A 24,431-nucleotide genomic window follows, 5' to 3' on the forward strand; every position below is an offset into this window, starting at 1 on the left:
TTTCGCCTACCTCTGGCTGAGACTCACCTATGCCTTTCCTCGACAACCTTATTGCCTTCACGTTTGCCGCGACACTGTTGACCCTGACGCCCGGCCTGGACACCGCCCTGGTATTGCGAACGGCCACTGTGGAAGGAAAGCAGCAGGCTTTACGCGCGGCCCTGGGCATCAGTGCGGGCTGCCTGTCGTGGGGCGCAGCCGTGGCTTTTGGACTGGGGGCACTGATTGCCGTGTCAGAGCTGGCGTTCAATGTCTTGAAATACTGCGGTGCGGCCTATCTTGCTTGGCTCGGGCTCAACATGCTGTTGCGGCCCCGCCAATCATTGTCCCCTGCCGGCGGCACTGACAATACAACGACGAACTGGTTCTTCAAGGGGATGATGGGCAATGTCCTGAACCCCAAGATCGGTATTTTCTACGTCTCTTTCCTCCCCCAATTCATTCCGCAAGGCCAGCCATTGATTACCTGGACGTTTGGCCTTGTCGGCATTCACGTCGCCATCGGATTGCTCTGGTCGATCATCCTGATTGGCGCGACCCAGCCGCTGGCCAAAATGTTGCGCAGGGAGAAGGTGATTACCTGGATGGATCGCGCCACTGGCATGATTTTCGTGCTGTTCGCGGCTCGTCTTGCCTTCAGTAAACGGTAGGTTTTGAGGCCGTTCGGTGGTCATGTCCGTGATGGCGACGAATATCGGCAGTCAAGGCGAAAAGGGCTAGCGAAGCCGCATTTTCGGCGTTCGCTTGCCAGTCGCCGTGACTGGCGGCTTCTGGCTGATACCCACTCACACAAGGATATCGAATGGTTATGTCAACGGACGAACTGGCGATACGCCAGATCTCAGCGCTTTCTCCGCAAGTCCTGGTACTGGAAGCGGAGGCAGTTGCGGACGGTTTCAGGTTTCTTACGCGCTTGGTCGCAGAGTGGCAGAACGGTTCGAATCGGTTCGATCAACCGGGTGAGTGCCTGTTGGGCGCCTTCCGCAGCGGGCAACTGATTGCCATCGGTGGCCTTACTCGTGACCCCTATGCCGGGCCGGATATCGGCAGGCTACGGAGGGTATACGTTGCGCGTGCAGCAAGGGGCCGGAATGCGGGCAAAGCCCTGGTGCAGCGGCTTTTGGAACACGCGGCTCAGCGATTTTGTGTGGTGCGCCTATCCACGGATACACCACAGGGAGCCGCGTTTTACCTGCGCTGCGGGTTCCAGCAGGTACAGGATGATTTTGCTACGCACGCAAAGTCATTGGCCGATGCCACATAACCAGGTCATTGGAGGGCAGATGGGGTGGCGTAGCCGGTCAACGGCGAAGAGTGAAGGTTTTGCAGGCTTGCACAGCCTTGCAGCAGGGGACATCAGCGCGATAGGCCCATCGTCGGAATGCACTGACGAACATAGTAATTATCGAATTCAGCGCTTTCGATGAAGTGGAAACCATGGCGGGTATAAAAACGATTCGAAGCGCTGCCTTTGAGGGCACCCACTCTAATAGGGAGCCCAGACACATCCGCCTCTTTGAAAATCTGGGCGAGAACAGCAGAGCCTATTCCTGATCCCTGCGCGCTCGGTCTCACATACAAGTGGTCGAGCAAGAGTTCATTGTCCCGGTGCTTGACCACGACAAAACCAACCCTCTCTCCAGATACCTCGATGTAGCGTGTATTGCGTGCCTCAAACCCGCTAAGAAAGCGTTCGCGTGCGCGCACTGGATCAAATCGCCCAACCCGCTCCAGGCTTTCGCGCATGGCCTCGATTCGAATGGCTACAAGATTGTCCAAGTCGCTTTGTTGAGCCAAGACCAAAATGACCTGGGAATTTTTATCGGCTGTGGCGGGCATCATTTGCGCTCTGACTGTCATTCAGGGAAGCCAGTATAGAGAGAAGGGAAACAAGCGGCCCACCCGCTTTTTCTGTCGAGGCCAACAGGCGAAAGCAGCCACTCGACCGGTAGTGAAATCAAGCCGGACTTGCAACGCACCAAGCATCAGGCCCGATCCCATCTCATCAATGGAACGGAAAGATGTAGTTCATCCAGGCCGACATGCGCAGGAGGATCTTGCGCATGATCGCCACATGGTGGAAGTGCTGGCTATAGAGCGCCGCCTGGCCATAGGCGCCACCGGGCATGAGCCTGGCGTAGGGCAGGTAGTCCGGGTCGGTGATTTCAATGACCACTGGCACCCGCCCCGGCGGCGGTGAGCCGGTGTAGCTCAGCAGGGTGCCGGACGGCTGGACCTGTCCTTCGCCGATCACCGTGATGACATTCTTCACCCGGCCCTTGAAGACGCGGCCGGGGATACCGTCGAACGCCACTTCCGCCTCGTCCCCCGGGACCAGGCGCAGCAGGCTGTTCTGGCGCATCCAGGCAGAGAAGTAATGGCCCTCGTCGGGAATGAACACCATCGACGGGCGCAGCGGCAGCTTGCTCGCCATCATTCCCGGGCGCAGCGACACATGGGTGACGAAGCCTTTGCTCGGGGCGCGGACCACGGTGCTGTCCAGCTCGAACTGGGCATTGTCAATCTGAGCCTGCAGGTCGTCGACCCGGGCAATCGCGGCTTCCTGCTCGCGGCGGGTGCCGAAGTTGCGCCTGATCAACTCGTTGATCCGGTACAGGTCGCCCCGCGCCGCTGTCTGCTGGGCCTTGAGCGACTTGAGGCGGTTCTCGAAAGGCTCGGGGTCGATGCGAAACAGCACGTCGCCCGGCTCCAGCGGCGTGTTGCCCTGGACCGGCACCTCGATCACCCGGCCGGTAACGACCGGGATCACGGGCACCGAGACGAAGTAGGAGCGCGCCACTTCCGAATAGGGGTGGTTGTAGTTCATCAGGAAAATCAGCGCGCCGATCAAGACCACGCCGCCCAGCACGGCGGTGGGCACCGTCCATTTGTTCAGCGGGATACGAAAGATCTTGAAGATGGCCACGCAGATGGCGGTGTAGGTCAGGATCAGTAGCAGGTCCATGGGTCACAGCTTCCCTTCCGGACGGGGCCCGGTCCGGGATTGTCCTTCCAGTCGCTCGATCCGCTGTCGCAGCTCGGCCAGTTCTTGGGCCAGATCTCTTTCGGCCTGCATCCGCGCCTTGTCGGTCGCGAAACCCCAGCCCCGGTCCTCGCGGTACAACATGGCCCAGATCCACAGGAACGGCCACAGGGCATGGAGCGTGAACAGACTGACCCAGCCTGCCGCGTGAATGGCGTCCTGATGTGGATGGTTCCGATGGACGGCAATTTCGTAGGGAATGTCGTGCAGAACGATGATTCCGTAGAACAGGGTTATTCCGGCGAAGACAAGCATGCCCAGCGCAATCTGATCGAGCATGATTCGCCTCCCGGAAGCCTTCAGCTCGCACGCAACCGCTTATGAAGCACCTTGGTCAGCCACGGCCATGGGACAGCCCGATGGCGCGGGCCTTACGCAATCCATACTAGTTCAAGTTCGTTCATCTGCCTGGCTGCCCTGCAGGGCGCGCACGGCCCTGGACCTGGAAAGCTGCGCTCGCCCAGGCCGCGGTTTATGATCGCTGCCTGTCGTCCATCACTGCGAGCCCGATCATGCCTTTTGAACTGGACCTTCCCGAAATCCGCGCCGGCATCGTTGAATTCCCTGTCTGGCATGCGCGCGGTGGTACCTCCACCGGTGTGATCCTGGCTCGCGAAACCCTGCCCGAGGACCCGTTGCTGGTCGAAGAGCTGTTGCGCCACCTGATGGGGGTGCCGTTGAGCGGCGAGCTGCCGGGCAATAACCAGATCACCGGCCTGGGCCGTGGCGGGCCCACCAGCAACAAGGTGTTCATCGCCGAGCGCCAGCCTGGCGAGGCGCGGATGGTCAGCACCCTGGCGCAGTTGGCGGCGGGTAAAAGCGCGATCGACTGGAGCGTCAACTGCGGCAACATGTCGGCGGCCTTGCCTCTGTACGCCCTGGAGCGTGGCTGGCTGAGCGCGGACGAGGACAGCGCGCAGATCGAGATCTTCAATAGCAATACCCAGACCACCATGCTCGCGCGCCTGGCGTTCCGCGACGGTCGCCTGCTGAGCGATACGCGCATTCCCGGGGTCAATGGCGTGTTCCCCGGGGTCGACCTGTTTCTCAGCGACCCGGTGGGAGCCAAGACCGGCCAGCTGTTTCCCACCGGGCAACGCATCGACCTGCTCAATGGCGTGCGCGCCACCTGCCTCGACGTGGCGGTGCCAATGGTCATCGTCCAGGCCGCGGACCTGGGCAAGATCGGCCTGGAAACCCCGGCACAGCTGGACGCCGATGCCGACTTCAAGGCCCGGTTGATTGGCTTGATGGTCGAGGGCGGCTTGCGCATGCAACTGCGCAACCGCGGCGGCGCCTTGATGAGCGCCGAGGAGCTGCAACGCAGCGAAACCCTGCCGAAGATCTGCATCGTCAGCCCGGCCCAGGGCGCGGGCGATATCAACACCCGGTATTTCACCCCGCAAAACGCCCATCCTTCATTGGCCGTCTCCGGTGGCTGCTGCCTGGCTGCCGCCTGCCTGGCGCCAGGCACCGTGGCCCATGAACTGCTCAAGACGCCCAAACCCCTGGGCACCACCACGGCGGAATACCCGGTGTCGATCGAAAACCCGGCGGGGGTGCTGGACACCTTGATCACCGCGCGCGAGGAGGGTGGCTCGATGCGTATCGACGCGGCCGCCTACCGGCGCAGCGCGCAGATCCTGCTCAAGGGCCGGGTGCCGTTGTACAACGCTTCGGCGGCGTTGTTCGAGGCGTTGCAAGGGCGCGGCTGAACCCCGGACCGGAAAGGTGGCAGCAAATCCGCTCAACCCCGTGAGCGATATTCGCTGGGGGCGACCCCGAACTCGCGGCGAAAGGCCCGGCTGAAGGCGGCTTCGGATTCATAACCCAGCTGTTCGGCGATCCGTGAAATGCGCAGGCTGGAGGTCTGCAAGCGCTGACTGGCCAGTTGCATGCGCCAGTGCATCAGGTAACGCATCGGCGATTGGCCCACCAGGCGGGTGAAGCGTTGCGCCAGGTTGGAGCGCGACTGGTTGACCAGGCCGGCCAGGCGCTCGACGCTCCACGCCGCGCCCGGTTCGGCGTGCAGCAGCGCCAGCGCCTGGCCGACCAGCGGGTCGCGCAGGGCGGCGATCCAGCCGCTGATGCCTTGCGGGGCGTGGGCCAGCCAATGGCGCACGGCCCAGATGAACATCAGGTCGATGATCCGCGACAGCATGATGCTGCTGCCGATCGACGGGTTGCGCACTTCCTTTTGCATCGCCGCCACCGTCAGCGACAGCCATTCACGGGAGCCGATCAGGTCGCTCGGATCCTCGCCCTGGCAGCTGACTTGCAGCACCCCGGGCAAACCCTGGCTCAAGGCCTGGCCGCACCCGCCCTCGAACCGGAAGACTCCGCTGGTGATGCGCGCTGGCAGGTCCGGGCTGGCATCCGCAGCGCTGTGCAGTTGATGAGCCTGGCCGTGGGGCACGAACAGGATGTCCCCGGGCATCAGGCTGGTGGTTTGGTTATTGCCGTCGAGCCTGAGCTGGCAGCCGGCGTCCTGGATCACATGGAAGCAGGCGCCGCCCGCCGCTCGCTGCAGCAGCTGGCCGGGTTGCAGCAGCGTCTCGCCCAGCAGCTCGCCATGCATCCGCGCCAGGCTGAACACTTCGAAAAACACATCGGCGGCCGGGTGCCGGAGGTCGGCTGGCGGGACGGCTGGGGGCAGGTGTCTCTGCACAGTCTTCGGCTTTTCGGTCATGGTCGGTCGGCACCGTCCCCTTCGATAATGAGCGTGCCCGAGCATAAGCCAGCACGGGGGAGGGCGTCTCCTGCCTGTCACTTGACGAGCGACCTGCCCCGCAATGCCCAGGGCCCGGCAGTACCGCCGCCATCGGCGAGCGGTCTTTATCCAGACAGAGGATTCAAGCTCATGAGTGGTCAGCCTACGATTGTGTTGGTGCACGGTTTTTGGGGCGATGCGGCCCATTGGCGCAAGGTGATCATCGAGCTGGCGCGCAAGGGTTACAGTGCGATCCGCGCGGTGGAGATGCCCTTGACGTCGCTGGCCGATGACGTCGAGCGCACCCGCAAGATGATTGCCCAGGTCGATGGCCCGGTGTTGCTGGTGGGGCATTCCTACGGCGGCGCGGTGATTACCGAAGTGGGTGACCAGCCCAACGTGGTCGGGCTGGTGTATATCGCCGCCTTCGCCCCGGATGCCGGGGAAAGCCCGGGCTCGATCACCCAGCAGCACCTGCCCGCGGCGGCGGCCAACCTCGAGCCCGACAGCGATGGCTATCTGTGGCTCAAGCCGCAGGCCTTCCATGAGAGTTTTTGCCAGGACCTGGGCGCCGACGAAGCGCTGGTCATGGCGGTGACCCAGAAGGCGCCGCTGGCCAGCACCTTCGGCGATACCATCAGTGCGCCGGCCTGGAAGAAAAAACCGTCCTGGTACCAGATCTCCAGCGACGACCGCATGATCCATCCGCGCAACCAGCAAATGATGGCGGCCCGGCTCAACCCACAAAAGACCCTCACCCTGGCCAGTTCCCATGCCTCGTTGGCCTCGCGGGCGGCGGAGGTCGCGGCCTTTATCCACGAGGCCGCCAGCGCCACCGTCAAGGGCTGACCAGGCCGCGCCTCAGGCCCCGCTCAAGAGCGGGGCCTGTTCGGCTCACAGATCCAGGTCGACCCACACCGCCGCGTGATCCGAGCCGGCGTTTTCCTTCTTGTCCAGCTGCGGGTAGACGTCCCAGCGCTTGGGCTGGCTGCCCGGCCACATGCCCTTGCGCCAGACACCGCCGGCGGTGACGGTGGCGAACAGCGCCGGGGAGAGCAGCAGGTAGTCGATCTTGTTCGCCGCCTTGCAGGTGTCGAAGGTGCCGGGGTAGCCGCCGTCATCGAAGGCCGGATGGACAAAGGCATCCTTGAGATCGGTGCCCTTGAGCAAGGGCTCCAGCGGCGCGCTGTCCGGGGTGTCGTTGAAGTCGCCGACCACCGCGATATAGGCCTCGCCCTGGGCCACCAGCGCCTGGTAGATGAGCTGGATCCGCTCGGCCTGGGCCAGGCGTTTTTTCGCCGAGGCCGCAAGGCCGCCGAAACCTTTGCTCTTGAGGTGGTTGACCAGCACGATCAGTTGCTTGTCCTTCTGTTTTCCAGAAGGCAGCGGGATATGGAATTGCGCGCAATCGCGGGAAAAGATCAGCTCGCCGTTGGCCGCGGTGTCGTCGACATGGCTGCGCAGCTGGCCGATGGGGTAGCCCGCGGCGGTCATCAGGCCGACATCGATGCCCCGCGTATCGTTGCCGTCGATCAGCATCACATGCCGGTACAGCGGGCCGCCCAGGGCGCCGATGATTTCCGTGTTGAAGTCGCGCAGGGCCGGGCGGCTTTCCGCCTCGACCACCGCCAGCACATCGGCTTGCAGGTCGATCATCACCCGCGCGGTATTGCGCATGGCTTCCAGGTCCACCGGGGCCTCGATCAGCTCCAGCGAACCGACCCACTCGGTGCGGCCGTTGGCGACAATCTCCAGGCCGCCGGCCTTGGGCCGCTTGACCAGGCTGCCGCGGTTCTGCCGCAGGATCACAAACGGACCCTGGTCCGACTTGCTCAGGCCCAGCTCGGTCAGCAGCTTGACCATCTGCGCCTTGTCCTGGTCGGTGTAGATGGGCTCGCCCAGCAGCTGGTTGAGCCTGGCGAAACGCTCCAGCACCGGCTTGCCCTCGGCCCAGCCTTCCAGGTTCATGGCCTTGGCGCGGTTGAACAGGTTTTCAACGTTGTAGGACGCGAGTCTCATCGGGCTCTTCCTTTGCGTGGGGCGGACGTCAATGCGCATTACAACCGATAAAAATGACCGAATGCCGACAGGCCGGGTTTGGGCACCGAGGGGTAAGTGGCGCCGGGCGGCCCCGGCTATTACGGCCGCTTCGGCTTCAGGGCCCGGGACGGGTTGCTGCTGCCGGGTGTGCCGGCCGAATATTTTCAGGCATTGCCCTTTGACGGAAGCAGCCCTTGGGGCGAAGTCCGTTTCCATGACGGGTTTGGCGCCAAAGGGTAAAGGCTGGGGCCTAGAAGGTCGGCGGGGTAATCACCCAGATCACCAGCGCGTCGACCTCGCCGGGATTGCCATAACGGTGGGGTTCCTGGCTGGAGAAGCTGAAGCTGTCGCCTTCGTTGAGCTGGAAGTAGCGCTCGCCGACCCACAGCTCGAAGCTCCCGGACAGCAGATAACCGGCTTCTTCCCCCTCATGGCTGTAGCTTTGCTGGCTGTAGGTGCCGGGCGGAAAGCGCGAGTGGAGGATTTCCAGCTGGCGGTTGGGCTGCGGGCTCAGCAACTGGTCGACGATGCCGTCTTCGTAATGCACGCTCAGGCGGCTGTTCTTGCGTACGACGTAGCCGCTGTCTTCAGGCGCGGTGCTGGCTTCGCTGGCGAAGAACCACTGGATGGTCACGCCCAGGCTGCGGGCGATATTGAACAGCGCGGGAATGGACGGGTAGGCCAGGTTGCGTTCCAGCTGGCTGATATAGCCGGCCGTCAGTTCGCTCATCCGGGCCAGGGTGGCCAGGGTCATACCGCGGCGCTTGCGCAGGCCGCGAATCCGCGTGCCGAGAAAGTGTGGCGCTGCCGCACCGCTCGCTGGCGTGGGCGCGCTGCTGGCAGGCGGCGTCGTGCTGCTGTTGCTCATGGCGTGTTCCGAACCGGGAAGGGTGGGCGCGTCGCCGCGCCCGCCTGAAGGCCTCGGAGTATAAACAGGCTCAAAGCTGCCAGGCGACTTTCAATCCTTCATAAATCGCTTCCTCGGCGGTGCGCGGCGCCAGGCAGTCGCCGATGCGCTGGAATTCCACCAGCCCTTGCAGCTCGCTGGCCAGGCTGTCCAGCGGCTGATGGCCCTGGCAGAGCACCAGGGTATCGACGTTCTCCAGCAACATCGGTTCGCCGCTGGCGGTGTGTTGCAGGTAGACGGTGTTGTCGTCGCAACCGTAGAGCCGGGCATAGGGCGTGATGGCGATGCCCAGCCGATGCAGTTCCCCCGCCAGTTGATCGCGCACGTAGAGCGGCAGGTTTTCCCCGCAGTGGGTGCCGTTGACCGCCAACTGCACCTGATGCCCGGCGCGCGTCAGGCGTTCGGCGATGCCGGGGCCGATCCAGTCGCAGCGCCAGTCGACCACCACCACCGAGCGCCCGAGCGGCACCTCATCGCGCAGCACCTGCCAGGCATCCACCACCTGTAATTCACCGCCGCGCTCGAAGGCCGGCCAATAAGGCTCGGCCCCGGTGGCGATGATCACCACGTCCGGCCGTTCGCGCTCCACCAGGGCGCGGTCGACGCGGGTGTTGCGCACCACGCGCACGCCAGCCAGCTCCATCTCCCGCTGCAGGTTGGTGCTGGCGCCGCCGAACTCGCTGCGGCGCGGCAGCAGTTGCGCGAGCAACACCTGGCCGCCCAATTGTGCGCTGGCCTCATACAGGGTCACCTCATGCCCACGCTGCGCGGCCACCGCCGCGGCTTTCATCCCGGCCGGGCCGCCGCCGGCGATCATCACCCGGCGCGGCCTGACGGTGGGCTGCATGGCGCCGAACAGCAGTTCGCGCCCGGTTTCCGGGTGCTGGATACAGGAGATCGGCAGCCCCTTGTGAAAGTGCCCGATGCACGCCTGGTTGCAGGCGATACAGGCGCGCACGTCTTCGGCGCGCCCGGCCTCGCTCTTGTTCGGCATCTGCGGATCGCAGATCAGTGCGCGGGTCATGCCGCAGACATCCGCCTGGCCGCGGGCGAGGATCAGTTCGGCTTCCTGGGGCTGGTTGATGCGTCCGGTGACGAACAACGGAATCTTCAGGCTGGCCTTGAAGGTCCCGGCTTCCCGGGCCAGGTAGGCCGCCTCGATGGCCATCGGCGGCACGATGTGCACGGCGCCGCCGAGGGACGCCGAGGTGCCCGCGACGATATGCACATAGTCCAGTTGCGCTTGCATGGCCTGTACGGCCGCCAGGGACTCGTCCTCGGTCAGGCCCTCGGGGTCGCGCTCGTCGGCGCTGATGCGCAGGCCGATGATGAACTGTTCGTCGGTACTGGCCCGCACCGCCGTGATGACCTCGCGCAGAAAGCGCAGGCGCTGCTGCAGGTCACCGTTGTACCCGTCGCTGCGCCGGTTGACCCGCGGGTTGAGGAATTGCGCCGGCAAGTAACCGTGGCTGGCGACCACTTCCACGCCATCCAGCCCGGCCTGGTGCAGGCGGCGCGCAGCCGCGGCGTAACCGCCGACTATCTCGTCGATCATGCCCTGGTCCAGGGCTCGGGGCATGACTCTGAAGCGTTCGTTGGGCACCGCCGAAGGGGCATAGGCGACCGCCAGCAGGCCGTCGCTGGACTCCATGATTTCCCGCCCGGGGTGAAAGATCTGCGACAGCACCAGGGTGCCGTGGGCGTGACAGGTCTGTGCGAGCTGCCGATAGCCGTCGATGCAGGCGTCGTCGGTGGCCATCAGCACATGGGAGGTGTAGCGCGCACTGTCGTGGACCCCGGCCACCTGCAGCACGATCAGCCCGACGCCGCCTTCGGCCCGTGCCCGGTGATAGGCGATCAGCTGTTCATTGACAAGGTTGTCGGTGGGCATCGAGGTGTCGTGACCACTGGACATGATGCGGTTCTTCAGACGCTTGCCACGTAGCTGCAATGGCTCGAAAAGATGGGCGAAAGCAGGGCTTGAGATCGACATGCAGGTGCTCCAGCGGGCCGCGGCCAAGAGGTTCGGCGTTATTGTTTTGCCCTATAGAAATTTACCCTTAGTAAAAAATCAACTTGTTTTTTTACTTGCCGTTGCAGTAGCTTCGACCTGCGCCCACCCCTGGGGCGAACCTCACAACAATAAAAATGGGCTGCGTCGGCACCTTGCTCACGTGGTACCTGCACGAGGAACCCGCGATGAAATCCAATACGCTCAAGCACGTTTTCTCCCCTTTGTTGCTGTCCCTGGTTGCAGGCCTGGACTGCGCCCAGGCGGCGCCGGAAATGGTGGTGGTCGGTTACGGCGGCGCCGGGCAAAAGGCCCAGGATGTGGCGTTCTTCCAGCCGTTCAGCGCCATTGACCAGAGCCGGTTGATCCAGAGCGAGTACAACGGCGAGATGGCCCGGATCAAGGTCATGGTCGACACCGGCAATGTCGATTGGGACCTGGTGCAGATCGAAGGTCCGGACCTGATGCGCGGTTGTGAGGAGGGTATGTACGAGCCATTGGACTGGAAGGTCCTGGGGCGCGCCGACCAGCTGATTGCCGACGCGGCGCAAGCCTGCGGTTCGGCGGCCCTGGTATGGAGCGTGGCCATCGCCTATGACACGGACAAACTGGCCAAGGGGCCGGCGTCGTGGGCGGACTTCTGGGACGTGACGAAGTTTCCCGGCAAGCGCGGCCTGCGCAAGCGCGCGGTGTACAACCTGGAGTTCGCGCTGCTGGCGGACGGGGTGAAAGTCGAAGACGTGTATGCGCAACTGAATACGCCGCAGGGTGTCGATCGCGCCTTCGCCAAGCTCGACCAGCTCAAGCCCCATATCCAGTGGTGGGAGGCCGGGGCGCAACCGGCCCAGTGGCTGGCGGCCGGCGATGTGGTGATGACCTCGACCTACAGCGGCCGCGTCGCGCAGGCGGCCCAGGCCGGCAGCCATCTGGGGCTGGTCTGGCCCGGCAGCCTGTACGGTATGGATTACTGGGCGATCATCAAGGGCTCCAGGCATGCCGACCAGGCCAAGCGTTTCATCGCCTTTGCCAACCGGCCCGAGGCCCAGCTCAAGTATGTCGAGCAGATTCCCTATGGGCCGACCAACACCGAGGCCGCCGCCCGGCTCGCTCCCGACCTGTCGCGATGGGTGCCCACCGCCCCGCAGAACCTCAAGGGCGCGCTGGCGATGGACGTGGGGTTCTGGGTCGATCATGGCGAGGAACTCGAAGAGCGTTTCAACGCCTGGGCCAGCAAGTAAACACCCGGGGCCCATCGTGGCCAGCGCTGGAGGCGGCGAAGGTTCTTGCTGTACAGTCGTTCAGCGCCGCCCCCATCGATTGCCCAAAGGAGATTGCCGCCGATGAGTCAGGAAGCCCGTTTTTCCAGGATGGAGCCGGAACTGCGCAAGGCCAATCTGATCGAGGCCACCCTGGTCTGCCTCAAGCGCCATGGTTTCCAGGGCGCTTCGATACGGCGGATCTGTGCCGAGGCCGGGGTGTCGGTAGGGCTGATCAGCCATCATTATTCGGGCAAGGACGAACTGGTGGCCGAGGCCTATCTGGCGGTGACCGGACGGGTCATGAACCTGTTGCGCGAGGCCATGGCCCAGGCCGCGCCGAGTGCCCGGGAGCGCTTGTCGGCGTTCTTTCGCGCCTCGTTCTCGGCCGAGTTGCTCGACCCGCAGTTGCTCGACGCCTGGCTGGCGTTCTGGGGCGCGGTGAAGACCGCCGAGACGATCAACCAGGCCCACGAACACTCCTATGGCGAATACCGCAACGAGTTGAGCGGGGTGCTCGGCGATCTGGCCGCGGAGGAGGGCTGGGAAGACTTCGATGCCGACCTCGCCGCGATCAGCCTCAGCGCCTTGCTCGATGGGCTCTGGCTGGAGTCGGGGCTCAATCCCGGGACGTTCACCCCGAACCAGGGCATGCAGATCTGCGAAGCCTGGGTCGACGGTTTGCAGGCTGGTGCCCGGCGGCGATTCCGGCGATAGACGGAGGGCTGTTGATCGATCGTTCAGCAGTGGCTAACCTCTGGGCGCTGATGCGGTAAAACTCTAATAAGAAACGCGCCTTCGGGCAGGTCCAGGACAACAAGCGATGACTCCTCGGGTACTGATCGTCGACGACGATCCGCTGATTCGCGAACTGCTGCATGCCTATCTCTCCCAGGAAGGTTACGAGGTGCACTGCGCCGAGACGGCGGAGCTGGCCGAAACCTTCCTGGCCTCCCACGTGGTCGATCTGGTGATGCTGGATATCCGCCTGCCGGGCAAGGACGGCCTGACCCTGACCCGGGAGCTGCGGGTGCGTTCGGAGGTGGGGATCATCCTGATCACCGGGCGCAACGACGAGATCGACCGCATCGTGGGCCTGGAATGCGGTGCCGATGACTACGTGATCAAACCCCTCAACCCGCGCGAGCTGGTGTCCCGGGCGAAAAACCTGGTGCGTCGGGTGCGCCATGCCCAGGCTTGCAAGCCCGAGCCGGCGATCGCACGCCCGGTCAAACAGTTCGCCGCCTGGGCCCTGGACACCGATCGCCGGCGCCTGATCGACCAGGCCGGCGGCGAAACCCTGCTGACCCAGGGCGAATATCAGCTGCTCAGTGTGTTCCTGCGCAACAGCGGGCATACCCTGAGCCGCGACCAGCTGATGGACCAGATCCGCAACCGCGAGTGGGTGCCCAACGACCGTTCCATCGATGTGCTGGTCGGCCGCCTGCGCCGCAAGCTGCATGACGATCCGGCCGAGCCGCAACTGATCATCACCATCCACGGCGCCGGGTATCTGTTCACGGCCAGTGTGGCGGTATGAATGCCCTCGGGCGATGGCTGGCGCTGCTGATGCTGCTGGCGCCGCTCGGCACCCTGGCCGCCGAGCGCATCCGCTACTGCGACTACCCGGTGTATCCGCCGGTGTCCTGGAGCGATGGCCGGCAGGTGCGCGGCCTGGCGCCCAACGTGGTCAAGCAGCTGTTCGGGCAACTGGGCTACGAGGTCGAGATCGTGGTGCTCGGCAACTGGCAGCGCTGCCTGCTGGACGCCGCCGCAGGGCAGGTCGACGTGATCCTGGCCTACAGCACCGTGCAACGCGAGCAGAGCATGCGTTTTTCCAGCGTGCCGGTGCTGCGCGAAGAGGTCGCGGTGTTCGTCAATCGCCGCCATCCAGTGCGGTTCGAACGCCTCGAAGACCTGGCCGGTTACCGCGGCGGCTTGCTGTTCGGCGAAAGCTACGGCCTGGAGTTCGACCGCTTTGTCGCCCGGCACCGCAATATCGAATGGGTGTCCGACAGCCAGCAGAATTTTGGCAAGCTGATTCGCGGCCGTATCGACTTCATCACCCAGGAACGGCGCACCGGGCAGTTGTTCGTCGAGCGCCTGCCGGGGGCCGAAGACATCGTCGCCTTGCCCGCGGCCCTGAGCGTCGACTACCTGCGGATCGCGGTGTCGCGGCGCTCCCCGTTGGCCCGGCGCATGGCGGAAATCGATGCGCAACTGCAGCGCATGGTCGATGCCGGCGAGATCGAACGCTGGCTGAATGAAAGCGAGGCCACTTACCGCGACATGCTCAAGCTACCGGCGGATGCCCGATGATCAGCGCCCGGCCCGGCGGCCTGCTGCGACGCCTGCTGCTATTCATCCTGCTGTTCAGCCTGTGTTTCACCGTGCTTGCCAGCACCGTGCAGCTGTATTTCGAGTACCGCCGGGAAATGCGCGACATCGATTCGCGCATGGCGCTGATCCGCGCCGGTTACCTGGCCAGCCTGGAGCGCAGCCTGTGGGACCTGAACCAGGAGCAACTGAATGTGCAGCTGCGCGGCCTGGTGGACTTCTCCGACGTGGCCCGGGTGCACCTGCGCAGCCCGGACTTCGACCTCGTGCAGGGCAACCCCGAGCCGCGCGGACCGCTGCGCATCGAGCGTTTCGAGCTGGATTACCAGCCCCCGAGCGGTGGCTCGCGGCACCTGGGCCAGCTGGAAGTCAGTACCGACCTGGGCGCCGTGCATCGGCGCCTGTACGCCACCGGGCTGACCAGCCTGCTGTGGATGAGCGTGTTTCTCTGCGGCCTGGCGGTGGCGTTGTCGGGGCTGTTCTACCGACTGGTGACCCGTCACCTGCAAGTGATGGCCGGATTCGCCCGGCGCGTCGCTGACGGCGATTGGCATGAGCCGCTGCGCCTGGACAAGAGCCGCCGCGGCGGCGAAGACGAAATCGATACCGTGGCCCACGCCCTGGATGACATGCGCAGGGCGATCCTCAGCGATATCGACCGCCGTGAAGTCGATCGCCTGGCCTTGCAGGACAAGCGCGACGAGCTGCAGAAAATGGTCGAGCGGCGCACCGCCAGCCTGATGCGCGCCAAGGACGAGGCCGAAGCGGCCAACCTCGCCAAGTCGCGGTTTCTCGCCACCATGAGCCACGAGTTGCGCACGCCGCTCAACGGCATCCTCGGCATGGCCGAACTGCTGCGCGGCGCGCCCCTCGACGAGCGCGACGGCAAACGCCTGGAAGCCCTGTACAAAGCCGGGGAAGGCCTGCTGACGATCCTCAACGAGGTGCTGTATTTCGCCCGGCTGGAGGAGGGCGAAAGCCATCCGGAACCGGTGGACTTCTCGGTGCGGCAACTGATCGACGAAGTGCTGACGCTGCTGGAGCCGCGGGCACAGGGCAACGGTACCCGCCTGCACAGCCGGATCGATGGGCAACTGGCCGAGCGCCTGCACGGCGCCGAGCAGTTCTTGCGCCAGGTGTTGAGCAACCTGCTGGCCAACGCGATCAAGTTCACCACGGCCGGGCAGATCGTCGTGGCGGTCGAGGTGGTGCCGCAGGCGGCGCAGCAGGGCGGCCAGCGTCTGCGCCTGAGCGTCAGCGACAATGGCATCGGCATTGCCCCGGCGATGCAGGAGAAGATTTTCGAGCGTTTCACCCAGGCCAGCGAAGAGGTCGCGCAGCGTTATGGCGGCACCGGCCTGGGCCTGGCGATCAGCAAGCATCTGGTGGAGTTGCTCGGCGGCCGCATTGGCGTCGACAGCGAAGTGGGGCGGGGCAGTCGCTTCTGGTTCGAGCTGGAGTTGCAGGCCGCCGTTGGCGGCAGCGAAGTCGCGACGGCCAGCACGCCGGTCCAGGCGCTGGAGATTCTGGTGGTCGAGGATGTGGCGCTGAACCGCGAGGTGGTCAGCGGCCTGCTGGAGAGCGATGGGCACCGGGTCTGGCTCGCCGAAGAGGCCAGCCAGGCCCTGGCGCTCTGCCGGCAGCGGCGTTTCGACCTGATGCTGCTGGACGTGCACCTGCCAGGCATCAGCGGCGTCGAACTGTGCAAACGCATTCGTGGCACGCCGGGGGCCAATCGCGACTGTCGGATCTTCGCCCTGACTGCCAGCGTCCAGCCGGCCCTGGTGCGCAGCTACCTGGAGGCCGGCATGCAAGGCATTCTGGCCAAGCCGCTGAAACTGCACAGCCTGCGCCAGGCACTGGCGGGCCAGGCGCCGCTGGCTGCCGCGGCACAGACCGATGAAGAACTGGACGGGGCGTTGCTGGAAACCCATCGTGCCTTGCTGGGCACCGAGAAACTCAAGGGCCTGCTGATGGTACTGCGCGATTCGTTGGCCCAGCACCGGGTGACGCTCACGGACGCCATCGCGGCCGACGACTGCACTGAGATCGCCCATCTGGCCCACCGCCTGGCCGGGAGCAGCGACTCTATGGGCCTGAGCGCCCTGGCCAGGGTCATGCGGGCGCTGGAGGCGGCGGCGCTGGGCAACGATCAGCAGGCGGTGCAGCGCCTGGCCCCGCAGGTGAACGCGCAATTGCAACGCTCCCTGCAGACCCTGGATGCACTGCTGGAGGGCTGACGTACAAAATCCTTACGACTTTTTACATCTTTGATCTTCAGGTTCAACGCGAACTTACATGGCTTTCCAATAATCGCTTGAACCGCGCCGGGCGCGGTCCTCGAAGCTTATTGGAGATAATAATAATGAACTGCCGTAAAGCTGATCCTTCCCCGCGCCATGACGTCCTGTCAGCCGCCGCGCCCCTCACTGACTGCTGAGGTGCCGACATGAGCGAATCTATCGAACGCAAAGGCATCCACCTGACCCGGGCCTTGAAGAGCCGGCACATTTTCATGTTGTCGCTGGGCGGGGTGATCGGCACCGGGCTGTTCATGGGCTCCGGCGTGATCATCAACCAGGGCGGCCCGGTCGGGGCCATCCTGGCGTACCTGGTGGCCGGTTTCCTGATGTACCTGGTGATGGTCTGCCTGGGCGAGCTGTCGGTGCAGATGCCGGTATCCGGCTCGTTCCAGACCCACGCCACGAAGTTCATCGGTCCGGCCACCGGCTTCATGATCGGCTGGGTGTACTGGATGAGCTGGGCCACCACCGTGGGCCTGGAATTCACCGCCGCCGGGATGCTGATGGAGCGCTGGTTCCCCGGCGTGCCGATCTGGTACTGGTCGGGGCTGTTCGTGGCGGTGCTGTTCGGCATCAACGCCCTGGCCACCCGCGCTTTCGGTGAGGCGGAATACTGGTTCTCCGGGATCAAGGTGGCGGCGATCCTGGGCTTTATCGTGGTCGGTGTGCTGGTGATCTTCGGCGCGATCCCGCTGGCCAGCGGCGCACCGGCGCCGATGATGAGCAACCTGATCGGCGACACCCTGTTTCCCAACGGCCTCTCGGCGGTGTTCGCGGTGATGATGACCGTGGTCTACGCCTTCCAGGGCTGCGAGATCATGGGCGTGGCGGCGGGGGAGACCGACCAGCCGGAGAAAAGTATCCCGCGGGCGGTGCGCAACGTGGTGTTCCGCGTGCTGATCTTCTACGTGCTGGCGATCGTGGTGCTGTCGGCCATCGTGCCCTGGCAGCAAGCGGGGCTGATGGAAAGCCCGTTCGTCCAGGTGTTCGACATGGTCGGTATTCCTTATGCCGCCGACCTGATGAACTTCGTGATCCTCACCGCGATCCTCTCGGTCGGCAACTCGGGCCTCTACGCCTCGACCCGGATCCTGTGGGCCATGTCGAAAACCGGCATGGCCCCCAAAAGCCTGTCGCCACTGAGCAAGCGCGGCGTGCCGCTGCGGGCGCTGAGCATCACCCTGGGTTTTGCCCTGATCTCGCTGATGACCAGCTTCATCGCCGCCGACACGCTGTTCATGGTGCTGATGGCCGTGAGCGGCATGTCCGGCACCGTGACCTGGATCGTCATCGCCCTGGCCCAGTACAAGTTCCGCCGCGCCTACCTGCGCGACGGCGGCCAGCTCAGTGACCTGAAATACCGGGCGCCGTGGTTCCCGCTCCTGCCGCTACTGTGCATCGGCCTGTGCTGCTCGCTGTTCGTGTTCCTGGCCATGGACGCGACCCAGCGGCCTTCGTTGTACTGGGGCTTCGGCTTTATCGCGCTGTGCTACGGCGCCTACTACCTGGTGCAGCGCAAGCGCCAGCCGGTGCTGGCGCCAACCGTGCCGGTGTAGGTCCGGCCGCTGTAACAAAAAACGCGACAGGCGACTGTCGCGTTTTCGTTTGTGCCAACCGAATCCTGTAGCCGCTGCCGCAGGCTGCGATCGGGGCACAGCCCCGTAAACCGGACGACGCGGTGTGACTGACTCTCGGCGGTGTCTGGGCTGGCGACCGCTACGCAGTCGATCGCAGCCTCGCTTTGGCTCAGCAGCGGCTACAAAGGCCGCTCCCCTGTAGCCAGTTGTTCAAAGTTGTAACACCACGCCGGCCGCGCACCGCGGAACAGAAAAATAACTCAATGAAAACAAGCAAGTAGCGCCTGTTTACCGCTGTTACAAGGCCCCGGACCGCGGATTGTCGCCTTGCTGAACACTCGTTTAGTATCGTCGGCAAGTCGTCCCCACCTCACGCCAAACACAATAATTCGAGGACTCACATGACTACTCTGTCGTCGCTGCTCTGTCAGGTCGAAGCAGGCGTTGCCTGGATCACCCTCAACCGCCCCGACCAACGTAATGCGCTGGACATTCCCACGCTGCACAAACTCCACGGCCTGCTGGATGACTGCAACGCCGATCCCGCGGTCCGCGTGCTGGTGCTGACCGGTAGCGGCCGCAGCTTTTGCGCGGGCGCCGACCTTACCGAGTGGGCCGAAGCCGAGGCCCGTGGGGCGCTGGAAAGTTATGGCTGGACCGAAACCGCCCACGCGCTGATGGGCCGCCTGTACAGCCTGGATAAACCGACCATCGCCGCGATCAACGGCACCGCGGTCGGCGCCGGAATGGACCTGAGCCTGTGTTGCGACCTGCGCATCGCTGCCCGATCGGCGCGGTTCAAGGCGGGCTACACCAGCATGGCGTACTCGCCGGACGCCGGCGCCAGTTGGCACCTGCCGCGGCTGATCGGCAGCGAACAGGCCAAGCGCCTGTTGTTTCTCGATGAGCCCTGGGGAGCCGAGCGTGCCCTGGCGGCCGGGCTGGTCGGCGAGGTGTGCGCCGACGAACAGCTGTCGAGTGTGGCCGGGGCGCTGGCCGCACGCCTGGCCAGCGGGCCGACCTTTGCCTTTGCCCAGACCAAGCAGCTATTGCGCGAAGGCGCCGGGCGCAGCCTGCCCGAGCAACTGCGGGCCGAGCTGGCCGCCGGCCTGCTGTGCGGGCGCAGCGCGGATGGCGCCGAGGCCCTGCGCGCCGCGACGGAAAAACGCGCGCCGAACTTTATCGGGCGCTAGGCCCGACCCTGTAGGAGCAGCCGGTCGACGTTCGATTGCTCGCGATGGCGCCATGCCTGACGCACCGCGGCGTCTACATCGCCAACAAGCGGGCTCCTGCAGGTCCCTCAATAAAAACGCACAACAGGTAGCACCATGAATTTCCAACTGAGCCAAGAACAAGAAATGCTGGTGGATGCGGTTCGCAGCTTCGTCGCCAAGGAACTGTTGCCCCATGAGGAGGCGGTAGACCGCGTCGACGAAGTCCCTGCGGAACTGGCCGCGCAGATTCGCGGCAAGGCCATCGCCGCCGGTTTCTATGCCTTCAACATGCCCGAGGAAGTCGGCGGCGGTGGCCTGGACTATCTGTCCCAGGCGCTGATCGAGCGCGAGCTGTCCAAGTGTTCCTGGGCCCTGCATGTGTTTGTCGCACGGCCGTCGAAGATTCTCATGGCCTGCACCGGCCAGCAGATCGACGACTACCTGCTGCCCTGCATCCAGGGCGAGAAGATCGATTGCTTTGCCCTCACCGAACCGGGCGCCGGTTCCGACGCCAACGCGATCAAGACCCGTGCGGTCCGCGACGGCGATGACTTCATCCTCAATGGCAGCAAGCATTTCATCAGCCACGCCGGGCACGCCGATTTCGCGATTGTCTTTGCCGTGACCGACACCTACGAGCACAACGGTCGCAAGCGCAACGCCGTGACCTCGTTCCTGGTGGACCGCGGCACGCCGGGCCTGACCATTCGCCGCGGGCCCAAATGCGTGAGCAACCGCGGTTACCACACCTTCGAGATGTTCTTCGACGACTGTCGCGTGCCGGCGTCCAAGGTGCTGGGCGAAGTCGGCAAGGGCTGGGAGGTGGCCAACGCCTGGCTCACCGCCGGCCGCGTGATGGTCGCGGCCAACTGTGTCGGCCAGGCCCAGCGCGCGCTGGATGCATCGCTGCAATGGGCGGCGGATCGCCAACAGTTCGGCCAGCCGATCGGCAGCTACCAGGGGGTCTCGTTCAAGCTGGCCGACATGGCCACGCAGATCCGCGCGGCCGAGCTGTTGACCCTGCACACCGCCTGGAAGATGGACCAGGGCAGCATGACCGACGGCGAGGCCGGCATGGCCAAGCTGTTCGCCAGTGAGGTGCTCGGGCGCGTGGCCGACGAAGCGGTGCAGATTTTCGGCGGCATGGGCCTGATGGACGAAGGGCCGGTGGAGCGCATCTGGCGCAACGCGCGGATCGAGCGGATCTGGGAGGGCACCTCGGAGATCCAGCGGCACATCATTTCCCGCGAACTGCTGCGTCCGCTGTTGCGCTGAGCCGCCTGGAGAATGCCCATGTCCCAGATTCTTCGCGACAACCTCAAACGACTGCTCGCACCGCGCCACCTGGCCTTTGTCGGGGGGCGCAGCATGGCCCGGGCGCTGCGGCGCTGCGCCGAAGGCGGTTTCCAGGGCCCGATGTGGCTGGTCAACCCGCAGCATGCCAGCCTCGAAGGCGTGCCCTGCGTACCCAGCGTGGCCGAGCTGCCCTGTGGTCCGGATGCGGTGTTCGTCGCCACCAACCGAGAGCTGACCCTGACCTGCGTCGCCGAGCTGGCGGCCAAGGGCGCGGGCGGGGCGATCTGCTATGCCTCGGGCTTTGCCGAGACCGGCGCCGCGGGCCAGGCCCTGCAACGGCAGCTGCTCGAAGCCGCCGGCAACATGGCCCTGCTGGGCCCCAACTGTTATGGCTTGCTCGACTATCTGCACAACGCGGCGCTGTGGCCGGTGGCCCACGGCGGCCAGCCGGTGGAGAAGGGCGTGGCGGTGCTGACCCAGAGCGGCAACTTTGCCTACAACCTGTCGATGAGCGACCGCTCGTTGCCGGTGGCGTACATGGCCTCGGTGGGTAACCAGGCGCAGCTGGGCATCGCCGAACTGATGGACGTGCTGCTCGACGAGCCGCGGGTGACTGCCATCGGCCTGCACCTGGAAGGTTTGAAAAATGTGCCCGGCTTTGCCAGGGCGGCGTACAAGGCGCTGGAGAAGGGTATTCCGATCGTCGCGCTGAAAACCGGGGTGTCGCAGATCGGAGCCGAACTGGCCTTGAGTCACACCAGTTCGCTGTCCGGTTCCGATGCGCTGTACGACAGCCTGTTCGCCCGCCTCGGGGTGATCCGCGTCAGTGGCCCGGTGAGTTTCGTCGAGACGCTCAAGGCCGCCGCCTGCGGCGCGCTGCCGGCGGGCGACAGCCTGGTCGCGCTGGCCTGTTCCGGTGGCGATGCCGGGTTGATCGCCGACTATGCCGAACGCAACGAGCTGAGTCTGGTCAAGTTCGACCCCAGCCAGCGCGCCGAGCTGGCCCAGGTGTTGCCGGCCTACGCCAACCTGGTCAACCCGCTGGATTTCACCACCGCGATCTGGGGCGATGGCGAGGCCCTGACCCGCATGCTCGACAGTGCCCTGCGCAGCACGGCCGACGCGGCCATGCTGGTGCTCGATTACCCGGCGCCATTCACCGGCGAGCGCAAGGAGTGCGACCTGCTGCTGGAGCTTTACTGCGCGGCGCTGGAGCGCCACGGCAAGACCGGTTTCGTCACCTCGGCCTTTCCCGAGCTGTTGCCGGCCAGCGCCCGCGAGCGTTTGCACGCCCGCGGCGTGGCGGCCTTGCAGGGGGTGGAGGACGGGCTGGCGGCCTGGCGCCGCATCGTGCGCTATCAAGCTTCGCGCCAGGCGCTGCTGGATCTTGGCGAGGCGGCGATGGCGCCGCTGTGTCCGCAGGCCTTGCCAGAGTCCTTGTCAGGGGGCGGGCGGTTGCTCGACGAGTGGCAATCGAAACAGGCCTTGCAGGTCTTCGGTCTGCCGATCCCCAGCGGCGTCTTGAGCACCCCGGACGGTGCCCTGCAAGCGGCCCAGGGGCTGGGTTACCCGCTGGTGCTCAAGGCGGTCAGCACGCAGTTGCCGCACAAGACCGAGGTCGGCGCCGTGGCACTGAACCTGGGTTCCCCGGCGGCGTTGAGCGTGGCGCTGGAGCAGATGGGCCGCCGGATCGCCGCCTGCGCCCCGCTGGTGCCGTTCACCCAGGTGCTGCTGGAACCCATGGCCAGTGCGCCGCTGGCCGAGCTGATCGTCGGCATCAAGCGGGAAAACGATTTTGCCCTGGCGCTGGTCATCGGCGCGGGGGGCGTGCTGGTGGAACTGCTCCAGGACAGCCGCAGCCTGTTGCTGCCGACCACCGATGGCGCCATTCGCGCGGCCGTGCTCAGCCTGCGCAGCGCGGTGCTGCTGCAGGGCTTTCGCGGGCGCGAGCCGGCGGACCTCGACGCGCTGGTGGCGGCGATCCGCGCGGTGGCGGACTACGCCTGCGAAAACGCCGGGCAGTTGCTCGAACTCGATGTGAACCCATTGTTGGTCGGTGCCCGGGGCACCCTTGCGGTCGATGCGTTGATACGCCTCGGCCACGCCTGAGGAGATGAACATGCACAGCACTACCTTGACCGGCGGCCAGGCCCTGGTACGCCTGCTCGCCAATTACGGTGTCGATACGGTATTCGGCATCCCCGGCGTGCACACGCTGGAGCTGTATCGCGGCCTGCCCGGCAGCGGCATCCGCCATGTCCTGACCCGTCACGAGCAGGGCGCGGGCTTCATGGCCGACGGCTACGCCCGGGTCAGTGGCAAGCCGGGGGTGTGTTTCGTCATCACCGGTCCCGGCGTGACCAATGTCGCGACCGCCATCGGCCAGGCCTACGCCGACTCGATCCCGATGCTGGTGATTTCCAGCGTCAACCACACCGCCAGCCTCGGCAAGGGTTGGGGCTGCCTGCACGAAACCCAGGACCAGCGGGCGATGACCGCGCCGATCACCGCGTTCTCCGCGGTGGCCCTGAGTGCCGAGGACCTGCCCGAGCTGATTGCCCGCGCCTACGCGGTGTTCGACAGCGAGCGCCCGCGGCCGGTGCATATCTCGGTGCCGCTGGATGTGCTGGCGGCGCCAGTGGCCCGGGACTGGAGCACTGAAGTGCGGCGCTGCCCGGGCCGCGGCGTACCGGCGGCGCAGGCCCTGGACCAGGCGGCGGCCAGGCTGCAGGCCGCCCGGCGGCCGATGATCATCGCCGGCGGCGGCGCGCTCGATGCAGCGCAGGAGCTGCAACAGCTCAGTACGCGCCTGGCCGCGCCGTTTTTCAGCAGTGTCGCCGGCAAGGGATTGCTGGCGCCTGATGCCCCGCTGAACGCCGGCTCGACCCTGTGTGTCGAGCCTGGCTGGCAATTGATCGGCGAAGCCGATGTGGTGCTGGCCGTGGGCACCGAGATGGCCGACACCGACTATTGGCGCGAGCGCCTGCCGCTGAATGCCGAGCTGCTGCGGGTGGACATCGACCCGCGCAAGTTAAATGACTTCTATCCCTGTGCGCTGGCCTTGCAGGGCGACGCCCGGCAGACGGTCGCGGCCTTGTTGCAGCGCCTGGAGCCAAGGCCCCGGGACGCGACGGCGGCCATCGAGGCGGTGGCGCGGCTGCGCGCGGCGGTACGCGCCGGCCATGGCCCCCTGCAGCTGATCCACCAGGCGATTCTCGAACGGGTGGCCGCGGAGCTGCCGGAGCAGGCCTTTGTCAGCAGCGACATGACCCAGCTGGCCTACACCGGCAACTACCTGTTCGCCAGCCGGGCGCCGCGCAGCTGGTTGCACCCGACAGGCTACGGCACCCTGGGTTATGGGCTGCCGGCGGGGATCGGCGCCAAGTTCGGCGCGCCGCAGCGGCCCGGGCTGGTGCTGGTCGGCGACGGTGGCCTGCTGTACACCGCGCAGGAGCTGGCGACCGCGGTCGAGGAGCTGGACAGCCCGCTGGTGATCCTGCTGTGGAACAACGACGCATTGGGGCAGATCCGCGACGACATGCTCGGCCTGGATATCGAACCGATCGGCGTGTTGCCGCGCAATCCGGATTTCGCCGCGCTGGGCCGCGCCTTCGGTTGCACCGTGGCCCAGCCGCAGAGCCTGGAGCAATTGCAGAACGAGTTGCGCAGCGGCTTTCGCCGCAACGGCGTGACCCTGATCGAACTCAAGCACGCCTGCGCGCGCTGACCCTCAACGC

At 65.4% G+C, this 24,431-nt stretch carries 21 protein-coding genes; 14 read left to right on the forward strand and 7 right to left on the reverse strand.

Annotation, left to right across the window (positions count from 1 at the left end; translation table 11 throughout):
- Positions 1–29 precede the first annotated feature (29 nt).
- On the forward strand, positions 30–650 hold the full coding sequence (locus CXQ81_RS15410; protein ID WP_101337700.1) for a LysE family translocator: 621 nt from the start codon (positions 30–32) through the stop codon (positions 648–650).
- Positions 651–802: 152 nt separating this feature from the next.
- On the forward strand, positions 803–1,264 hold the full coding sequence (locus tag CXQ81_RS15415) for a GNAT family N-acetyltransferase (RefSeq protein ID WP_101337701.1): 462 nt from the start codon (positions 803–805) through the stop codon (positions 1,262–1,264).
- 92 nt (positions 1,265–1,356) lie between these two features.
- Here CXQ81_RS15415 and CXQ81_RS15420 read toward each other — a convergent pair whose 3' ends face one another.
- The 3 genes from CXQ81_RS15420 to CXQ81_RS15430 form a co-directional block, all read right to left on the reverse strand.
- Complete coding sequence (locus tag CXQ81_RS15420; RefSeq protein ID WP_101339423.1) at positions 1,357–1,839, reverse strand: GNAT family N-acetyltransferase; 483 nt, start codon at positions 1,837–1,839, stop codon at positions 1,357–1,359.
- Between the two features lie 166 nt (positions 1,840–2,005).
- Positions 2,006–2,965, reverse strand: coding sequence for an HlyD family secretion protein (locus CXQ81_RS15425; protein WP_007931928.1), 960 nt, complete (start codon positions 2,963–2,965; stop codon positions 2,006–2,008).
- Positions 2,966–2,968: 3 nt separating this feature from the next.
- Positions 2,969–3,322 (reverse strand): DUF3302 domain-containing protein, encoded by a 354-nt coding sequence (locus CXQ81_RS15430; protein ID WP_101337702.1) that lies wholly within the window; start codon positions 3,320–3,322, stop codon positions 2,969–2,971.
- A 233-nt stretch (positions 3,323–3,555) separates the two neighbouring features.
- Between CXQ81_RS15430 and CXQ81_RS15435 the strand changes: the two genes are divergently transcribed.
- Complete coding sequence (locus tag CXQ81_RS15435; RefSeq protein ID WP_101337703.1) at positions 3,556–4,758, forward strand: PrpF domain-containing protein; 1,203 nt, start codon at positions 3,556–3,558, stop codon at positions 4,756–4,758.
- A gap of 32 nt (positions 4,759–4,790) precedes the next feature.
- Here the strand turns inward: CXQ81_RS15435 and CXQ81_RS15440 are convergent, their stop codons facing one another.
- Positions 4,791–5,732, reverse strand: a complete 942-nt coding sequence (locus CXQ81_RS15440) for an AraC family transcriptional regulator (protein ID WP_101337704.1) — start codon at positions 5,730–5,732, stop codon at positions 4,791–4,793.
- 171 nt (positions 5,733–5,903) lie between these two features.
- Between CXQ81_RS15440 and CXQ81_RS15445 the strand changes: the two genes are divergently transcribed.
- The gene (locus CXQ81_RS15445) at positions 5,904–6,602 is read left to right on the forward strand and encodes an alpha/beta hydrolase (RefSeq protein WP_101337705.1); all 699 of its coding nucleotides are present in this window, start codon (positions 5,904–5,906) and stop codon (positions 6,600–6,602) included.
- A gap of 45 nt (positions 6,603–6,647) precedes the next feature.
- Here the strand turns inward: CXQ81_RS15445 and CXQ81_RS15450 are convergent, their stop codons facing one another.
- The 3 genes from CXQ81_RS15450 to CXQ81_RS15460 form a co-directional block, all read right to left on the reverse strand.
- On the reverse strand, positions 6,648–7,772 hold the full coding sequence (locus CXQ81_RS15450) for an endonuclease/exonuclease/phosphatase family protein (protein ID WP_101337706.1): 1,125 nt from the start codon (positions 7,770–7,772) through the stop codon (positions 6,648–6,650).
- Positions 7,773–8,043: 271 nt separating this feature from the next.
- Positions 8,044–8,661, reverse strand: a complete 618-nt coding sequence (locus tag CXQ81_RS15455; RefSeq protein ID WP_007931910.1) for a cupin domain-containing protein — start codon at positions 8,659–8,661, stop codon at positions 8,044–8,046.
- Positions 8,662–8,731: 70 nt separating this feature from the next.
- The gene (locus tag CXQ81_RS15460; protein WP_101337707.1) at positions 8,732–10,693 is read right to left on the reverse strand and encodes an FAD-dependent oxidoreductase; all 1,962 of its coding nucleotides are present in this window, start codon (positions 10,691–10,693) and stop codon (positions 8,732–8,734) included.
- Positions 10,694–10,899: 206 nt separating this feature from the next.
- Between CXQ81_RS15460 and CXQ81_RS15465 the strand changes: the two genes are divergently transcribed.
- The 10 genes from CXQ81_RS15465 (at position 10,900) to CXQ81_RS15510 (ending at position 24,421) form a co-directional block, all read left to right on the forward strand.
- Positions 10,900–11,949, forward strand: a complete 1,050-nt coding sequence (locus tag CXQ81_RS15465) for an ABC transporter substrate-binding protein (protein WP_101337708.1) — start codon at positions 10,900–10,902, stop codon at positions 11,947–11,949.
- A 102-nt stretch (positions 11,950–12,051) separates the two neighbouring features.
- Positions 12,052–12,684, forward strand: coding sequence for a TetR family transcriptional regulator C-terminal domain-containing protein (locus tag CXQ81_RS15470; protein WP_101337709.1), 633 nt, complete (start codon positions 12,052–12,054; stop codon positions 12,682–12,684).
- Positions 12,685–12,790: 106 nt separating this feature from the next.
- Positions 12,791–13,507 carry a response regulator gene (locus CXQ81_RS15475; RefSeq protein ID WP_101337710.1) on the forward strand — a complete coding sequence of 239 codons (717 nt, stop codon included), beginning with the start codon at positions 12,791–12,793 and terminating at the stop codon, positions 13,505–13,507.
- Positions 13,504–14,286 carry an ABC transporter substrate-binding protein gene (locus tag CXQ81_RS15480; protein ID WP_007931900.1) on the forward strand — a complete coding sequence of 261 codons (783 nt, stop codon included), beginning with the start codon at positions 13,504–13,506 and terminating at the stop codon, positions 14,284–14,286. Before CXQ81_RS15475 ends, CXQ81_RS15480 begins: the two co-directional genes overlap by 4 nt.
- Positions 14,283–16,544 (forward strand): ATP-binding protein, encoded by a 2,262-nt coding sequence (locus CXQ81_RS15485; RefSeq protein ID WP_101337711.1) that lies wholly within the window; start codon positions 14,283–14,285, stop codon positions 16,542–16,544. The genes CXQ81_RS15480 and CXQ81_RS15485 overlap by 4 nt, the downstream gene beginning before the upstream one ends.
- Positions 16,545–16,753: 209 nt before the next feature.
- Entirely contained in the window at positions 16,754–18,163 is a 1,410-nt protein-coding gene (locus tag CXQ81_RS15490; RefSeq protein WP_007931896.1) for an amino acid permease, read from the forward strand.
- Between the two features lie 422 nt (positions 18,164–18,585).
- Positions 18,586–19,377, forward strand: a complete 792-nt coding sequence (locus CXQ81_RS15495; RefSeq protein WP_101337712.1) for an enoyl-CoA hydratase/isomerase family protein — start codon at positions 18,586–18,588, stop codon at positions 19,375–19,377.
- 135 nt (positions 19,378–19,512) lie between these two features.
- Positions 19,513–20,673 carry an acyl-CoA dehydrogenase family protein gene (locus tag CXQ81_RS15500; protein WP_101337713.1) on the forward strand — a complete coding sequence of 387 codons (1,161 nt, stop codon included), beginning with the start codon at positions 19,513–19,515 and terminating at the stop codon, positions 20,671–20,673.
- A gap of 27 nt (positions 20,674–20,700) precedes the next feature.
- Entirely contained in the window at positions 20,701–22,803 is a 2,103-nt protein-coding gene (locus tag CXQ81_RS15505; protein ID WP_178081103.1) for an acetate--CoA ligase family protein, read from the forward strand.
- Between the two features lie 10 nt (positions 22,804–22,813).
- Positions 22,814–24,421 (forward strand): 5-guanidino-2-oxopentanoate decarboxylase, encoded by a 1,608-nt coding sequence (locus CXQ81_RS15510; protein WP_101337715.1) that lies wholly within the window; start codon positions 22,814–22,816, stop codon positions 24,419–24,421.
- The last annotated feature ends 10 nt before the right edge of the window (positions 24,422–24,431 follow it).

Source organism: Pseudomonas sp. 09C 129, assembly GCF_002843625.1.
GTDB classification, from domain to species: domain Bacteria; phylum Pseudomonadota; class Gammaproteobacteria; order Pseudomonadales; family Pseudomonadaceae; genus Aquipseudomonas; species Aquipseudomonas chlororaphis.

What these genes read in the sequence shown, in the direction of transcription:
- CXQ81_RS15430 (WP_101337702.1), bottom strand. Translation starts at nt 3,322, where the DNA reads ATGCTCGATCAGATTGCGCTGGGCATGCTTGTCTTCGCCGGAATAACC.
- CXQ81_RS15420 (WP_101339423.1), bottom strand. Translation starts at nt 1,839, where the DNA reads ATGCCCGCCACAGCCGATAAAAATTCCCAGGTCATTTTGGTCTTGGCT.
- CXQ81_RS15485 (WP_101337711.1), top strand. Translation starts at nt 14,283, where the DNA reads ATGATCAGCGCCCGGCCCGGCGGCCTGCTGCGACGCCTGCTGCTATTC.
- CXQ81_RS15495 (WP_101337712.1), top strand. Translation starts at nt 18,586, where the DNA reads ATGACTACTCTGTCGTCGCTGCTCTGTCAGGTCGAAGCAGGCGTTGCC.
- CXQ81_RS15460 (WP_101337707.1), bottom strand. Translation starts at nt 10,693, where the DNA reads ATGTCGATCTCAAGCCCTGCTTTCGCCCATCTTTTCGAGCCATTGCAG.
- CXQ81_RS15410 (WP_101337700.1), top strand. Translation starts at nt 30, where the DNA reads ATGCCTTTCCTCGACAACCTTATTGCCTTCACGTTTGCCGCGACACTG.
- CXQ81_RS15500 (WP_101337713.1), top strand. Translation starts at nt 19,513, where the DNA reads ATGAATTTCCAACTGAGCCAAGAACAAGAAATGCTGGTGGATGCGGTT.
- CXQ81_RS15510 (WP_101337715.1), top strand. Translation starts at nt 22,814, where the DNA reads ATGCACAGCACTACCTTGACCGGCGGCCAGGCCCTGGTACGCCTGCTC.
- CXQ81_RS15440 (WP_101337704.1), bottom strand. Translation starts at nt 5,732, where the DNA reads ATGACCGAAAAGCCGAAGACTGTGCAGAGACACCTGCCCCCAGCCGTC.
- CXQ81_RS15480 (WP_007931900.1), top strand. Translation starts at nt 13,504, where the DNA reads ATGAATGCCCTCGGGCGATGGCTGGCGCTGCTGATGCTGCTGGCGCCG.
- CXQ81_RS15425 (WP_007931928.1), bottom strand. Translation starts at nt 2,965, where the DNA reads ATGGACCTGCTACTGATCCTGACCTACACCGCCATCTGCGTGGCCATC.
- CXQ81_RS15445 (WP_101337705.1), top strand. Translation starts at nt 5,904, where the DNA reads ATGAGTGGTCAGCCTACGATTGTGTTGGTGCACGGTTTTTGGGGCGAT.
- CXQ81_RS15470 (WP_101337709.1), top strand. Translation starts at nt 12,052, where the DNA reads ATGAGTCAGGAAGCCCGTTTTTCCAGGATGGAGCCGGAACTGCGCAAG.
- CXQ81_RS15455 (WP_007931910.1), bottom strand. Translation starts at nt 8,661, where the DNA reads ATGAGCAACAGCAGCACGACGCCGCCTGCCAGCAGCGCGCCCACGCCA.
- CXQ81_RS15475 (WP_101337710.1), top strand. Translation starts at nt 12,791, where the DNA reads ATGACTCCTCGGGTACTGATCGTCGACGACGATCCGCTGATTCGCGAA.
- CXQ81_RS15435 (WP_101337703.1), top strand. Translation starts at nt 3,556, where the DNA reads ATGCCTTTTGAACTGGACCTTCCCGAAATCCGCGCCGGCATCGTTGAA.
- CXQ81_RS15450 (WP_101337706.1), bottom strand. Translation starts at nt 7,772, where the DNA reads ATGAGACTCGCGTCCTACAACGTTGAAAACCTGTTCAACCGCGCCAAG.
- CXQ81_RS15415 (WP_101337701.1), top strand. Translation starts at nt 803, where the DNA reads ATGGTTATGTCAACGGACGAACTGGCGATACGCCAGATCTCAGCGCTT.
- CXQ81_RS15490 (WP_007931896.1), top strand. Translation starts at nt 16,754, where the DNA reads ATGAGCGAATCTATCGAACGCAAAGGCATCCACCTGACCCGGGCCTTG.
- CXQ81_RS15465 (WP_101337708.1), top strand. Translation starts at nt 10,900, where the DNA reads ATGAAATCCAATACGCTCAAGCACGTTTTCTCCCCTTTGTTGCTGTCC.